Source organism: Tardiphaga alba (assembly GCF_018279705.1).
Lineage (GTDB): Bacteria > Pseudomonadota > Alphaproteobacteria > Rhizobiales > Xanthobacteraceae > Tardiphaga > Tardiphaga alba.
In genome coordinates this window covers 2,752,198-2,765,587 of the sequence record NZ_CP036498.1, presented here as the reverse complement: position 1 = coordinate 2,765,587, position 13,390 = coordinate 2,752,198, and the positions used below count along the sequence as shown (strand labels likewise).

The 13,390-nt window shown below is 60.4% G+C and carries 17 protein-coding genes; 5 read left to right on the top strand and 12 right to left on the bottom strand.

The features are described from left to right. Nucleotides 1-25: 25 nt before the first annotated feature. Nucleotides 26-235, bottom strand: coding sequence for a cold-shock protein (locus RPMA_RS13125; protein WP_211913640.1), 210 nt, complete (start codon nucleotides 233-235; stop codon nucleotides 26-28). A 567-nt stretch (nucleotides 236-802) separates the two neighbouring features. Then, entirely contained in the window at nucleotides 803-997 is a 195-nt protein-coding gene (locus RPMA_RS13120; protein WP_211913209.1) for a hypothetical protein, read from the bottom strand. Nucleotides 998-1,261: 264 nt separating this feature from the next. Between RPMA_RS13120 and RPMA_RS13115 the strand changes: the two genes are divergently transcribed. Both RPMA_RS13115 and RPMA_RS13110 read left to right on the top strand, forming a co-directional pair. Further along, on the top strand, nucleotides 1,262-1,414 hold the full coding sequence (locus tag RPMA_RS13115) for a hypothetical protein (protein ID WP_211913208.1): 153 nt from the start codon (nucleotides 1,262-1,264) through the stop codon (nucleotides 1,412-1,414). Between the two features lie 7 nt (nucleotides 1,415-1,421). Continuing rightward, nucleotides 1,422-1,703, top strand: a complete 282-nt coding sequence (locus RPMA_RS13110) for a hypothetical protein (RefSeq protein ID WP_211913207.1) — start codon at nucleotides 1,422-1,424, stop codon at nucleotides 1,701-1,703. A 90-nt stretch (nucleotides 1,704-1,793) separates the two neighbouring features. On the opposite strand, the gene RPMA_RS13105 is transcribed toward RPMA_RS13110, so the two are convergent. Next, entirely contained in the window at nucleotides 1,794-2,072 is a 279-nt protein-coding gene (locus tag RPMA_RS13105) for a MerR family DNA-binding protein (RefSeq protein ID WP_211913206.1), read from the bottom strand. After that, nucleotides 2,069-3,295, bottom strand: coding sequence for a YbfB/YjiJ family MFS transporter (locus RPMA_RS13100; protein WP_249225656.1), 1,227 nt, complete (start codon nucleotides 3,293-3,295; stop codon nucleotides 2,069-2,071). Before RPMA_RS13100 ends, RPMA_RS13105 begins: the two co-directional genes overlap by 4 nt. Before the next feature lie 88 nt (nucleotides 3,296-3,383). Here RPMA_RS13100 and RPMA_RS13095 point away from each other — a divergent pair, with 88 nt between their 5' ends. Continuing rightward, nucleotides 3,384-4,259: a LysR family transcriptional regulator gene (locus RPMA_RS13095; RefSeq protein WP_211913205.1), complete on the top strand. Its 876-nt coding sequence runs from the start codon at nucleotides 3,384-3,386 to the stop codon at nucleotides 4,257-4,259. Here the strand turns inward: RPMA_RS13095 and RPMA_RS13090 are convergent, their stop codons facing one another. Continuing rightward, nucleotides 4,260-4,634: a YbaN family protein gene (locus RPMA_RS13090; protein WP_211913204.1), complete on the bottom strand. Its 375-nt coding sequence runs from the start codon at nucleotides 4,632-4,634 to the stop codon at nucleotides 4,260-4,262. A gap of 90 nt (nucleotides 4,635-4,724) precedes the next feature. Between RPMA_RS13090 and RPMA_RS13085 the strand changes: the two genes are divergently transcribed. Then, nucleotides 4,725-5,624 carry a DUF2971 domain-containing protein gene (locus RPMA_RS13085; RefSeq protein WP_211913203.1) on the top strand — a complete coding sequence of 300 codons (900 nt, stop codon included), beginning with the start codon at nucleotides 4,725-4,727 and terminating at the stop codon, nucleotides 5,622-5,624. Between the two features lie 343 nt (nucleotides 5,625-5,967). Here RPMA_RS13085 and RPMA_RS13080 read toward each other — a convergent pair whose 3' ends face one another. From RPMA_RS13080 to RPMA_RS13055, 6 genes are all read right to left on the bottom strand, one after another. Then, nucleotides 5,968-6,990, bottom strand: a complete 1,023-nt coding sequence (locus RPMA_RS13080; protein WP_211913202.1) for a branched-chain amino acid ABC transporter permease — start codon at nucleotides 6,988-6,990, stop codon at nucleotides 5,968-5,970. A gap of 1 nt (nucleotide 6,991) precedes the next feature. Then, a complete protein-coding gene (locus tag RPMA_RS13075; RefSeq protein WP_211913201.1) occupies nucleotides 6,992-7,867 on the bottom strand; it encodes a branched-chain amino acid ABC transporter permease in 876 nt (291 codons plus the stop codon). 69 nt (nucleotides 7,868-7,936) lie between these two features. Further along, a complete protein-coding gene (locus RPMA_RS13070; RefSeq protein ID WP_211913200.1) occupies nucleotides 7,937-9,154 on the bottom strand; it encodes an ABC transporter substrate-binding protein in 1,218 nt (405 codons plus the stop codon). A gap of 40 nt (nucleotides 9,155-9,194) precedes the next feature. After that, nucleotides 9,195-10,418: an ABC transporter substrate-binding protein gene (locus tag RPMA_RS13065; protein WP_211913199.1), complete on the bottom strand. Its 1,224-nt coding sequence runs from the start codon at nucleotides 10,416-10,418 to the stop codon at nucleotides 9,195-9,197. 68 nt (nucleotides 10,419-10,486) lie between these two features. Next, the gene (locus RPMA_RS13060; protein WP_211913198.1) at nucleotides 10,487-11,233 is read right to left on the bottom strand and encodes an ABC transporter ATP-binding protein; all 747 of its coding nucleotides are present in this window, start codon (nucleotides 11,231-11,233) and stop codon (nucleotides 10,487-10,489) included. Next, complete coding sequence (locus tag RPMA_RS13055) at nucleotides 11,226-11,981, bottom strand: ABC transporter ATP-binding protein (RefSeq protein WP_211913197.1); 756 nt, start codon at nucleotides 11,979-11,981, stop codon at nucleotides 11,226-11,228. Before RPMA_RS13055 ends, RPMA_RS13060 begins: the two co-directional genes overlap by 8 nt. A 412-nt stretch (nucleotides 11,982-12,393) precedes the next feature. Here RPMA_RS13055 and RPMA_RS13050 point away from each other — a divergent pair, with 412 nt between their 5' ends. Next, on the top strand, nucleotides 12,394-13,002 hold the full coding sequence (locus RPMA_RS13050; RefSeq protein WP_211913196.1) for a PAS domain-containing protein: 609 nt from the start codon (nucleotides 12,394-12,396) through the stop codon (nucleotides 13,000-13,002). A 1-nt stretch (nucleotide 13,003) separates the two neighbouring features. Here the strand turns inward: RPMA_RS13050 and RPMA_RS13045 are convergent, their stop codons facing one another. After that, complete coding sequence (locus RPMA_RS13045; RefSeq protein ID WP_211913195.1) at nucleotides 13,004-13,357, bottom strand: ArsC family reductase; 354 nt, start codon at nucleotides 13,355-13,357, stop codon at nucleotides 13,004-13,006. Nucleotides 13,358-13,390 lie beyond the last annotated feature (33 nt).

The following is a 13,390-nucleotide window of genomic DNA, read 5'->3' as shown; positions in this document are numbered from 1 at the left end:
TGGACGTGACAAGGATGTCATCGCATCAGAGAGCCTGAAGATTGTCGGCAGCGTTCTTGCCGCTGCGTTTATCCTTCACGACTTCGAAGCTCACCTTCTGTCCCTCGGTGAGGGAGTGCAGGCCGGCGCGCTCCACAGCCGAGATGTGCACGAACACATCCTGGCTGGCGCCTTCCGGCGCGATGAAGCCAAAGCCTTTATTGGCGTCGAAGAATTTTACGGTACCTGTGGGCATGACGATTCCTTTCAATCGGTCATAGGGCATCGACTTCCAAATCTGTCGGAAGCGGTTCAGATCGAATTTGAAGAGGAGGTTCGTCAGCGGTGTCATCCAAGGACACCAAGCGTTCAAAGCATCGCATGCAACGTCGATGGGACGTATGTGCCCTGCAAATGCGATCTTTCTAAGGCTCGTTGCCGCGTTTCTTTCTGTCAGGCCGTGTTTCCGTTGCGAGCGATAGGTCCTGCTCACGCGCAAGATCTCGGGCAAGACGCTCCGCCCTGAGGCGCTGCAGATTGGCCAGAGCAACAGCCTCCCTCTCGCGATAGGCCGCCATTCCCTCCGCGGCGTCAACCAGCCTTCGCTCGGCGGGTATCCGCGCGAAAGGCCTTGTGTAGTGATGATCCGACCTGCTGTCCCGAAACTCTTCCGGTCCACGCAACAGGCGCTGCTTGCGATGTTCGACATCGGCAGTCGTAGCGCCTTTGTCAGCCATGGTATCGAGCTGTGCGGAAGCCAATGTGCTCGCGCGGCGGTGCTGGGTGTTCGTTTGTCGATGCGTCCGGCGAAGCGAAACAACCATCAAACCGGCTTTTGCAGGCCAGATGAATAGGCCCAGGCGGCGATATTCGCCTGGATGTCATCGTGGCCGGCGATTCTGAGCAGACGATCCCGCTCGACGCCCGCCGGCATTCTCATTGCCCTCGTCACGGCCTCGCGCGTGAGATCAGCGACGATGTCTTCGGAGTTACGCTCGGAAAAAGGATTGCGTCTCATCGTGAACCGCTCCTGCTAGAGGATGGCGGGAGCGCATTCAGGCGCTCTCATCGCTGATAGAAACCTGGAGCCGTTCAGCGGTGTCTCACCATGCGCGCTTCCCGGGCCAATAGCCAGCCTTATATTTCCGAGGCGTCTGCAATATTTCGCAAAGTTTATCTGAACCTTTCCATCAGCTGCCGATTTAACATTCACCACCGCACCGCACTCGGCCTTCGGTGATGAGATCGAAAATGGTCCCGGCTGACTGAATCGGGATGTCCCATGTGCAAGAAGTGCGACGAAATCGATCTCAGGATCGAGCATTATCGATCATTTGCTCTCGGGCCAGCCGACAATCTGGCGCGTCAAAGCATCAAGATTTTGATCGAGGATCTCGAAGCGGCGAAGCTCGACTGTCACTGCAAGGCGAAGTGATGCCGATATGAGTGATCATATCAGCCTGCTCAAAGCACGATATTGCAGCTCGATCCTGAAAATGGCTTCACGACATTCCGACGTCGAGGCGACGCATCTCTGCAACAGCCTTGCAACCGAGCGCGCGACGGGAGGGACCTCGCCGCCAGTCACGAATGCCGAAGAGGCTGCACTGGAAGCGATTTATGCGCTGGTGATCCGGCTGGGCCACAGCAATTTCAGGTCCTCTCCCATCGAGGTCTCGCATGCGGCACAGGCCATCGACCAATGGGTGGCCGTCGCGCAGTAGGCCTGCGCGAAGACCTTCCCGGACAGAATGGATCCGACCAGAGCTCTCGAAAACATTTCGACAGGACCGAGAGAATGACAGCGCAGCTGATCAGCCCGACAGCGTCTCAATCACCCTGCAATCACCGACGCGGCCGTGGCTGCACTCGTCCACCATACGCACAAGCTCGCCGCGCAACGCAGTGAGCTGGGAAATCCGGCGATCGACCTGTGTGAGATGCCGACGGGTGATCTCGTCAACCTTCCTGCAGGACTGATCCGGCCCCTCGCTCAGGGCCAGCAATTCGCTGATATCCGCGATCTCGAAACCGAGATCGCGAGGCGGCGCAACGCCATACGCATGGCGCTCCCTAGCGGAATCGAACCTCACTCTCGAACAGTTAGTGCAGTCATGAGATTGAGCGCCAGCGCAAGTACGGCAGCAGCGGCGGCCAAAACAAACAGCGTCGCGTAGCTCACGACGCCATGGGCGAGCAGTATCGACAGACCGTAGGCGCCGGCAGCCTGCCCGCCTGCAAAGCAGGTCACGGCGCGGCCCCAGATGGCGCGCTGCCGGGCGGGATCGCCGGGCACGAGTTCATGCACGCGGCCAAGGGCGAGCGGCACGATACCCGGCGTGAAGCCGCCGACGACAACACTCGAAATGATCGGCAGTGCCGGCATGTGCGTGCCGAGCGGTAGAGCGACGATAGCCAGCGCCAGCAGAGCATAGCTGAATGTCAGCGCGCGCCCGAAACCGATCTTGTCCGCGACGCGGCCGGTCACGAGCGGACCGATGACTGCGCCGCATCCGAACAGCACCCAAAAGCCAGCACCTGCATTGATGCCGAGACCAAGTTGGCGAGCTACATAATCCACGAGGAAGATCGTGTGCGGCGCCATCGCGAAGGCGACGAGACCGTATTCCGCGATGAGGGAACGGTTGAGCCGGCGCGCTTTGACGCCGAGTTGCTGCTGCACGGGATCGGCATGCGCGCCCTCGCCCGTTTCACGCGGCCAGCTGCGCCAGCTCGCAGCCGTCAGCAATGCGGAGAGCACCGCAAAGCCGATCCAGCAGGCGGCAAGACCTTCACGCAGCAGCAGCGGCACCAGCGTTCCCGACGCGGCCGCGCCGAGGCCAACGCCGACGAATACAAGGCCACCGACAAGCCCGCGGCGCGACGCAGCGACATGCGGCAGGATGGTCGATGCGGCGAGCACCATGATGAGTCCGCCGGCAATGCCTGGGACAATGCGCCAGACCAGATACCAGGTGAAGGACAGCGGCACTGCGCAAGCGAGGCAGGCGACAACAACGGACACCATCGAGGCCCGCAACACAGGCACGGCCCCGAACCGCGCCGCGAGCGGACGTGCCGCCGCCGCTCCGATGAAATAGGCGACGAGATTGATGGCACCGAAATAGATCACGTCGGATGCCGCGAACCATTTGGCGGCAATCAGCGCCGGGACCAATGGCGTATAGGCGAAGCGCGCCAGACCGATCCCCACGAAGGATGCGGACAGACCGGCGCAGGCCCAGCGCCACATATCGGATGAGACGACAGGATGGGGCTGAATGGAACCGGAAGAGCGATCGGGAATGGTGGACATGAGTGACCTCCGTCCCTTCGCCTTAGACCTATCGGTCAACCAAGAATAATGATTATAATCGATGCCATTCATCTGAAATGGAGATGATATGAACAGCATCGAACTGGGTGTCTTTGTCGCCGTCGCGGAGGCCGGCGCCATCGGGCGCGCGGCCTTACAGCTGAATACCGTCCAATCAAACGTGACCCAGCGGGTGCGTGCCTTGGAGGACAAGCTGGGCGTCCCGCTGTTCCACCGCTCCAAACAGGGCGTCACGTTGACCACGGTCGGCGAGCGTCTGTTGCCCTATGCCCGCCGGGTGGCGGAATTGCTCGAGGAAGCTCGCCTCGTTGCAAGCGACGACGCGGTACCGGGCGGCGAGTTGCGGATCGGTGCGATGGAGACCGTGGCGGCCCTGCGCCTGCCGCCGATCCTCGCCTCCTATTCCGGGCGCTATCCGGATGTATCGGTGACCATCGCCACAGGCACGACCGAGGCTCTTGTCGCGCGGGTGCTTCATCGCGAGCTGGAGGGCGCATTCGTCGCCGGTCCCGCCGAGCATGCCGAACTCACCTCTTTCAGGATCGCCGAAGAAGAACTCGTGCTGGCCACCGCCCCGCGCATCTCGGGCGTGGCGGAGTTACGCCGCGACGGCCGGGCGGCCGGCAAGGTCATCGTGTTTCGGGCGGGCTGCTCCTACCGCCAGCGCACGGACGAATTTCTGGCACGCGAGGGCCTGGTCAGCGTGCCCCGGATGGAGATGGGCACGTTCGACGGCATTGTGGGATGCGTCACGGCGGGCGTCGGCTTTGCGCTGCTGCCGCGCGCGGTGATTGCCGCTGCCATCAGCGACGGCCGCATCCGCGCGCACGCACTGCCCAACGAGATCGCCCATGCGGAGACGGTGTTCGTGCAGCGCCGGGATACATTCGTAACAGCGGCGCTACGCTGCTTCGTCGAATGCATCGCCGAACAAAGAGCGTAGTCAGCTGTCGGTCGCCACCGGCTCCGGCCGAGATACAACATAAGCGGCGGAGCCGATCATCAGCACCGCGACTGCCGTTGCAAGCATCCAGCCCGGCCGGGCCTGCGTCCAGAATAGCGCATAGCCGAACGTCATCCCCATCACCGCCATCCATTTGGCGCGGCGAGGACTCGCACCCTGCTCGCGCCAGCGCCGCAGGCTCGGGCCGAAACGTGGGTGATTGAGCATCCACGCTTCAAGGCGCGGGGACGATTCGCCGAAGCACCATGCCGCCAGGATGAGGAAAGGCACGGTCGGCAGCAGCGGCGTGACGATGCCGATCATGCCGAGCAGCAGCATGAGGCCGCCGAGACTGGCGAAGATGGCTCTCTTCATGCGGATCGTCTCTTGTTCAACACGTCGAAAAATCCTCGTAAGTAGGCTAACCTTGGCCAATACTGACCAATCTGGGGAGATCGACGCGAAATGGCGGTTCTATCGCACTACACATCCCGTGTCGGTCTAGAGGGAATCGCTCGCTCCAAAACGCTCCGAGCGACTGATTTTCAGCAGTTGAACGATAGGACCGAACATTTCTACGCATGGGAGATACTGCAGCGAGGCGGCCTCCTGGAAGCGATTAGCCAATTGCCGCCAGGATTGATATCGCAGCCTGTTGATCTTGACGCACACATCGCCACATCAACAGCTGCTTTCCGAGCGCTGTTCGGCCCAAATGGAGGAATGATGTTCGTCACTTCCTTTGCAACCTGCCGCAACGAAGATGAGGAACGACGAGGCATCCTAACAATCTGGGATCGGTATACAGGTCACCAGGGGTACTGCCTTCAGTTTGACGAGCGGGACATCAGGAATCTCCTTGAACTGGAATTGATGAAAGGCAGCTACGCCGCTCTCTCCCTTGAGCGCGTCAAGTACGGAGTGGACATCAATTCCTTACAGTACAAAAAGCTATGCACTCAGCTTTCGAAGGCATTCTTGCTCCAAGCCGCTCGAGAACGCCCGGATCTACGATTGGATCCTGATCTGAGCGATATGTGGGCCTCGACCTACCTGCATCGTAAGCTCATGGAATTCTGCGCAAGCCACAAAGATCCATGTTTCGAAGATGAGCGGGAGATGCGAATTTTTGCGTTCCCCGCAGACGAAGCCATGGCTCGCCCGTTCACCGGCATTGCTGTGCGAAAGCAGGTGCGGCAACCTTCACAGGGTAAGCAGTACATCGACATCGGCGAATTCTGGGAGCCGACGTTGACGCCTCGCCGGATCATCATCGGCAACAGAGCCGACCCGAATATCGACAGTGTTTTGGCAAACTACACCAATAATCCGGTCGTTTCTCATGCAAACCTTCCGATCGCGTAGCCTATTTTGTTCGAAACAATAGCCAAAACTCAGGCCGCAGCGCTGCATGGCGATTGCTCGTCTTGTATACAGGGCAATTCGGATCCTCAGCGACGTCGGGCTCAGCATCTATGCTGAGCCCGAGAAAATGTGTGATCTGCTGCGCCCCCACTCCGCCGTCATCCTGAGGTGCGAGCACTTGCGAGCCTCGAAGGATGGCCGCGGGCGCCGGTGTTCGTGGCCGCATCCTTCGAGGCTCGCCGAAGACGGCGAGCACCTCAGGATGACGGGGACGGAGATGATTCTCCTCAACGCAAAACGCCGCGGTTTCCCGCGGCGTTTTGTTTGTCGATGCGCCCTGCTTTTACAGCGAGCGCTTAAACAGGTGGCCGATCTCGCCGATGATGCCGCGGCGGAAGGTGAGCACGCAGACCACGAAAATCACGCCCTGAATCACCGTCACCCACTGGCCGAAGCCGGCGAGATATTGCTGCATGGCGATGATCACGAAGGCGCCGACCACCGGGCCGTAGAGGGTCGCAAGACCGCCCACCAACGTGATAAGCACGACTTCACCCGACATGGTCCAGTGCACGTCGGTGAGCGAGGCGTTCTGCGCCACGAACACTTTCAGCGCACCGGCGAAGCCGGCGAGCACGCCCGAGAGGATGAAGGCCATCAGCTTGTACTGATCGGTCTTGTAGCCGAGCGAAATGGCACGCGGCTCGTTTTCGCGGATCGCCTTCAGCACCTCGCCGAACGGCGAATTGATGGCGCGGAAGATGATCAGGAAGCCGATCAGGAAGCCCACGAGGATCACATAGTACAGGATGGTCGGCTTCGACAGGTCGAACAGGCCGAACAGCATGCCCTGCGGGATGCCCTGGATGCCGTCTTCGCCATGGGTGAACGGCGTCTGCAGATAAAGGAAGAAGATGAGCTGCGACAGCGCCAGCGTGATCATCGCGAAGTAGATGCCCTGACGACGGATGGCGATGAGCCCGGTGACAACGGCTAGCACCAAGGCCGCGATCAGACCGAACACGATCGACAGTTCCGGCGACAGCGGCCCCATATTGATCATGAACTCGCCGATCAACGGGACCTTGAAGCCAATGGTGCCGACCTTGGCCATATGCGCGGTGACATAGCCCGCGGTGCCCATGAACATCGCATGGCCGAAGGACAACAGGCCGCCGTAACCGATCAGCAGGTTGAAGGCGCAGGCGAACAGCGCGAAGCACAGCGCCTGCATCACGAAGAACGGATACAGCCCGGAGAACGGCACGGCCACAAGGAGGACTGTCATGATCACGAAAGCGATCATCTCATCCTTGGTGCCACGGGTCTGCGTCGTGGGGATCGAATTGTCAGTGATGGTGGTCATATCAGGTGGTCCGTCCCGTCAGGCCCGAGGGTTTCACGAGGAGCACCAGCACCATCAGCACGAAGACGACGGTGTTGGAGGCCTCGGGGTAGAAATACTTGGTCAGGCCCTCGATGATGCCGAGGGTGAAACCGGTGATGATCGATCCCATGATCGAGCCCATGCCGCCGATGACGACGACAGCGAACACGACGATGATGAGGTCTGCGCCCATCAGGGGGCGAACCTGATTGATCGGCGCCGAGAGCACGCCGGCCATGGCGGCCAGACCGACACCGAGACCGTAGGTCAGCGTGATCATGAGCGGCACGTTGATGCCGAAGGCGCGCACCAGCGTCGGGTTCTCGGTCGCGGCGCGCAGGTAAGCACCGAGGCGCGTGCGCTCGATCAGGAACCAGGTGGCGATACAGATCACCAGCGAGAAAATGACGACCCAGCCGCGATAGATCGGCAGGAACATGAAGCCGAGATTGACGCCGCCCTTCAGCGCATCCGGGATCGCGTAAGGCAGACCCGACGAACCGAAATAGTTCTGGAACACGCCCTGGATGATCAGCGCCAGACCGAAGGTCAGCAGCAGGCCATACAGGTGATCCAGATTGGCGATCCATTGCAGCATCGTCCGCTCCAGGATCATACCGAAGACGCCGACGATGATCGGCGCCAGGAACAGCGCCGGCCAGTAGCCGATCCCTGCCAGATTGAGCAGGAAGTAAGCCACGAAAGCGCCCATCATATAGAGCGCGCCATGGGCGAAGTTGATGATGTTCAGCATGCCGAAAATCACGGCGAGACCGAGACTCAGCAACGCGTAGAAGGAGCCGTTGATGAGCCCGACCAGCAATTGTGCGGACAGGGCCTGGAGATTGATCGACATGGCGCTTTCAACTCTGATCTTAGTGGAAGTCGCAGCCCGGCGGCGGATACCGCCGGGCCACTGCTCTCGTTATTTCTTCAATAGCGAACAGGTGCTCTTGTCGAGCGGCGTGAAGGCCTGGTCGGCCGGAATCGTGGCCACCAGCTTGTAGTAATCCCACGGCGTCTTCGATTCCGAGGGCTTCTTGACCTCGAACAGATAGGCCGGATGGATCTTGCGGCCGTTCGGCTGGATCGAGCCCTTGCCGAACAGCTTGTCGTCAGTCGGCATGTCCTTCATCTTGGCGACGATCTTGGCGCCATCATGCGGATTGCCACCCAGCGCTTCCAGCGCCTTCAGGTAATGCAGCGTGCCGGAATAGACGCCCGCCTGCACCATGGTCGGCGGAGCCGCGCCCTTCGAACGCTCCGAGAAGCGCTTCGAGAAGGCCCGGGTGTCGTCGTTCATGTCCCAGTAGAAGGTCTCGGTGAACGAGAGCCCCTGGGCCAGATCGAGACCCATCGACTTCACGTCGGTGAGGAACAGCAGCAGCGCGGCCAGCTTCTGGCTCTTGCTGATGCCGAACTCGGCCGCCTGCTTGATGGTGGTCGAGGTGTCGCCGCCGGCATTGGCGAGACCAATGACCTTGGCACCCGACGACTGCGCCTGCAGAAGGAAGCTTGAGAAGTCCGACGAGTTCAGCGGATGCTTGACGGAGCCCGTCACCTTGCCGCCCGCAGCCTTCAACGCATTGGTGGTGTCACGCTCGAGCGCGGCACCGAAGGCGTAGTCGGCAGTGAGGAAGAACCACGAGTCGCCGCCGGCCTTGGTCAGCGCCGTGCCGGTGCCGTAAGCGAGGTTATAGGTGTCGTAGGTCCAGTGGATCGTGTTCGGCGTGCACTGGGCATTGGTGAGATCCGAGGTGCCGCCGCCGGAATTGATGTAGACGCCGTTCTTTTCCTTGACGACATTGTTCACGGCCAGCGCGACGCCCGAATTCGGCACGTCGGTGATCATGTCCATCTTTTCGCGGTCGAACCACTGGCGCGCCAGGTTGGCGCCGATGTCCGGCTTATGCTGGTGATCGCCGGAGATCACGTCGATGGTCCAGCCCTTGGCCTTGAGGCCGGAGTCTTCGACGGCCATCTGCGCGGCCAGGGTCGAGCCCGGACCGGCGAGATCGGCATAGATACCCGAGAGATCGGTGAGTACGCCGATCTTGACGTTCTTATCCTGAGCCGCGGCCGCAGAGACGGTCGCGGCGGCAATGGCGGTGCCGAGCAGAAGTCTGGTAATCACTTTAGACATTCAATTCCTCTTGGACTGCTCCCGGCACGCGCCGAGAGCACTATTTCTTCAACAGTGGGCAGGTGCTCTTCTCAAGCGGGGTGAACGCCTGATCCGCAGGGATCGTCGCCACCAGCTTGTAGTAATCCCACGGCCCCTTGGATTCTTCGGGCTTCTTCACCTCAAACAGATAGGCGGGATGCAGTTTGCGCCCGTTGGGCTGGATCGTTCCCTTCCCGAAAATCACATCGTCCGTCGGCGTTGCCTTCATCTTCTCGACGACCTTGAGGCCGTCATGTGAATTGCCGCCGGCGGCATCGAGTGCCTTGAAGTAGTGGATCAGCGACGAGTAGACGCCGGCCTGCACCGTGGTCGGCATCGCCTTGTTCTTCGCGCGGTCCTGGAAGCGCTTGGAGAAAGCGCGGGTACCATCGTTGAGATCCCAGTAGAAGGTCTCGGTCAGGTTCAGGCCATTGGCGACCGGCAGGCCGAGCGAATGGATATCCGTGATGAACATAAGAAGACCGGCCAGCTTCTGGCCACCCTTCACGATGCCGAATTCGGACGCCTGCTTGATCGAGTTGATGGTGTCGCCACCGGCATTGGCGAGGCCGATGACCTTGGCTTTCGAGGTCTGCGCCTGCAGCAGGAAGGACGAGAAGTCCGGCGTGTTGAGCGGCGGACGCACGCTGCCGACCACCTTGCCACCGACGGCATTGACGGCGTTGGTGGTGTCGCGCTCGAGCGCAGTGCCGAAAGCATAGTCCGCCGTGAGGAAGAACCAGGTGTTGCCGCCAGCCTTGGTCAGCGCTGTGCCGGTGCCGTTGGCGAGCTGATAGGTGTCGTAGGCCCAGTGGATCGTGTTCGGCGAACACTGGGCGTTTGAGAGATCCGAGGTGCCCGAACCGGAGTTGAGATAGACGCCGTTCTTTTCCTTGACGACATTGCTGACGGCAAGGCCGACCGACGAGGTCGGAACGTCGACGACGACGTCGAGCTTGTCGCGATCAAACCACTGACGCGTGATGTTCACACCCACGTCCGGCTTGTTCTGATGATCGCCCACCAGCACTTCGATCTTCCAGCCCTTCGCCGTCAGCCCCGAATCCTCGACCGCCATCTGCGCAGCCAGCACCGAGCCCTGCCCGGTGATATCGGCATAGAGGCCAGACTGGTCGTTCAGCACGCCGATCTTGGCCGTCTTGTCCTGCGCCGATGCACTTGAATTCGCGGCAAACACTGCCGCGATTGCAAGTAGCGATGAGGTAACCTTCCTGTTCAGCATTGTGTCTCTCTCCCTGAGATATTCATGATTTCACTCGGACCGTTGGCTCGTTCCGTAGCTTTTATGAATTAGACGCCGAGATAGGTGTGCAGCTTGTCCATGTTGGCGGACAGCTCAGAACTCGCGAATCCGTCCACGACCTGGCCGTGATCGACGATGTAGAAGCGATCGGCGACGGTGGAGGCGAAGCGGAAATTCTGCTCGACGAGCAGGATGGTGAAGCCTTCCGACTTCAGCCGCGCGATGGTGTGACCGATCTGCTGGATGATGACCGGCGCAAGGCCTTCGGTTGGCTCGTCCAGCATCAGGAAGCGCGCACCGGTGCGCAGGATGCGGCCGATGGCCAGCATCTGCTGCTCGCCGCCCGAGAGCTTGGTGCCCTGGCTGTTGAGGCGTTCCTTGAGATTCGGGAACAGTTCAAAGATCTGCTCGACCGACAGACCACCCGGACGGATGGTCGGCGGCAGCATCAGGTTCTCGCGCACGTCGAGGTTGGAAAAAATGCCGCGTTCTTCCGGGCAGAAGGCAATGCCCTGCTTGGCAATCTTGTCCGAGGCGGTCTTGATGATTTCGTTGCCTTCGAACTTCACCGACCCGCTGCGCTTGCCGATGATGCCCATGATGGACTTCAGCGTCGTGGTCTTGCCGGCGCCGTTACGGCCGAGCAACGTCACCACCTCGCCCTGCTTCACGTCGAAATTGACCCCGTGAAGAATGTGCGATTCGCCGTACCACGCCTGCAGGTCGCGGACTTCGAGAACGGTTTTTGCGTTTGCAGAAGATGAAGCCGGAGCGGCCGTCAACGTATCAGCCATGTCCGGCTCCCAGGTAAGCTTCCTTCACGCGTTCGTCCTTGGTCAGGTCGGCATAGTTGCCTTCCGCCAGGATCTTGCCGCGCGTCAAAACGGTGATCTTGTCCGACAGCGTCGAGACGACGCTCAGATTATGTTCGACCATCAGAATGGTGTATTTCGCCGAGATCCGCTTGATCAGCGCGGCGATCTTGTCGATGTCCTCATGGCCCATGCCGGCCATCGGTTCGTCGAGCAGCATCATTTCCGGATCGAGCGCGAGCGTCGTCGCAATCTCCAGCGCGCGCTTGCGGCCATAGGCCATCTCGACTGCCGGGGTATTGGCGAATTCGGACAGGCCCACGTCTTCAAGCAGTTCTGCGGCGCGCTGGTTGTACTTGTTGAGCACCGACTTCGAGCGCCAGAAATCGAACGACGCACCGTGCTGACGCTGCAGCGCGACGCGGACATTCTCCAGCGCGGTCAGATGTGGAAACACTGCCGAGATCTGGAACGAGCGCACGAGGCCAAGACGAGCCACGTCGGCCGGCGCCATCGCGCTGATGTCCTTGCCCTTGTAGAGGATCTGGCCTTCCGAGGGCTGCAGAAACTTGGTGAGCAGGTTGAAGCACGTCGTCTTGCCGGCGCCGTTCGGGCCGATCAACGCGTGAATGGTACCCTTGCGGACCTGGAGATTGACGTCGCGAACGGCGTAGAATCCCGCAAATTGTTTGGTCAGTCCGTGGGTTTCGAGAATGAACTCATCGGTCAAGCAAATTTCCCCCAACCAGCCTTGTCGCGGTGTCGCGCGATCGGCCAGTTTTTTGCGCAGCGGTCGTGAACGATATGAAATCGGGTCGCCCCAGCCCGGCTGCATGTCGCGGCACGGACTATGCCGTCAAGCGATCAATTAACGCAAGTGCAGTACAGGCGTTTTGCCGGGGACGCCTCGTCGCACCAACTTCGCCATTAGTCGTAGGGGGTTGCGCCCTTAACGCACTGCACAAATAGGGTGCCAGAACATTCCGCCAAACAGAACTTTTGACGGCAAAGCCGTGCGCCACGCGCATGGAACGAGATTGAAGTCGCTTATTAATTGTATGATTAATCGACCACGCCTTCTTCATTCTTTATTTGCCTGAGCGGCTCATACTTCTCGCATTCGCACAAGTGAGACGATGGCCGTGAGTTTCGAAAGCTCAGACGCATCCGTTGTGAAGTCGATCCGACAGCGCGATCTGCTGAATTGCTGGCTGCGGCTTTATGCGCCCGCACAGGCGCTGCCCCGGCTTGCTGCCTATCAGCCGGAACGGATCGATGACGAACGCGCCGATCTCGTCAATTACATCGTCGATCACAACTATTCGCCGGCCCGCTTTATCATCGACAGCAACGGCACGCGGATGGCGAGTGCATATGGCTCGACCGGCAAAGGTCGCTATCTCGACGACTATCTCGGCCCGATCCTCGGCCCCGTGGCGCTGCCGGCCTATCATGCTTGCACCGCACGACGACTGCCGGTCTATACGATCTCGATGATCGACGACGTCAACGGGCATTTGGTCGCCTATGAGCGATTGCTGCTCCCCTTCAGCGAGCGCGGCGACACCGTGGTCACCCACATCATCGCCTCTTTGAAGACCATCAGCGAAGACGGCAGCTTCGAGATCCGCAACCTGATGCGCGGCCATCACAGCGTGCCAACGCCGAAGCTCAGTGTGGTCATCGACCGCAACCTCGCCCACCGCCTGCCGGGCCGACTGGCCATGGGTGACGTGATCGAGATCGACTGAGTTACGCGAGTTCCTTCGCGTAGATCTCCGGCTTGAAGCCGACCAGGATCTTGCTGCCCGCTTCCAGTACCGGACGCTTGATCATCGACGGCTGCTCTAGCATCAGCGCGATCGCCCTGGCCTCGGTGAGCCCCTGCTTCGACGCATCGTCGAGCTTGCGAAACGTGGTGCCGGCGCGATTGAGCAGCGTCTCCCAGCCAACCGCCTTCGACCAGCGCACGAGATGCGCCTTGTCGATGCCTTCGGCCTTGTAGTCGTGAAAGGCATAGGCGACATCATGGCTATCGAGCCAGGTGCGCGCCTTCTTCATCGTGTCGCAGTTCTTGATGCCGTAAAGGGTGTTCGCCTTCGCCATGCCGTTTGATCCCTTGGTCCCGATCTCTTTCCA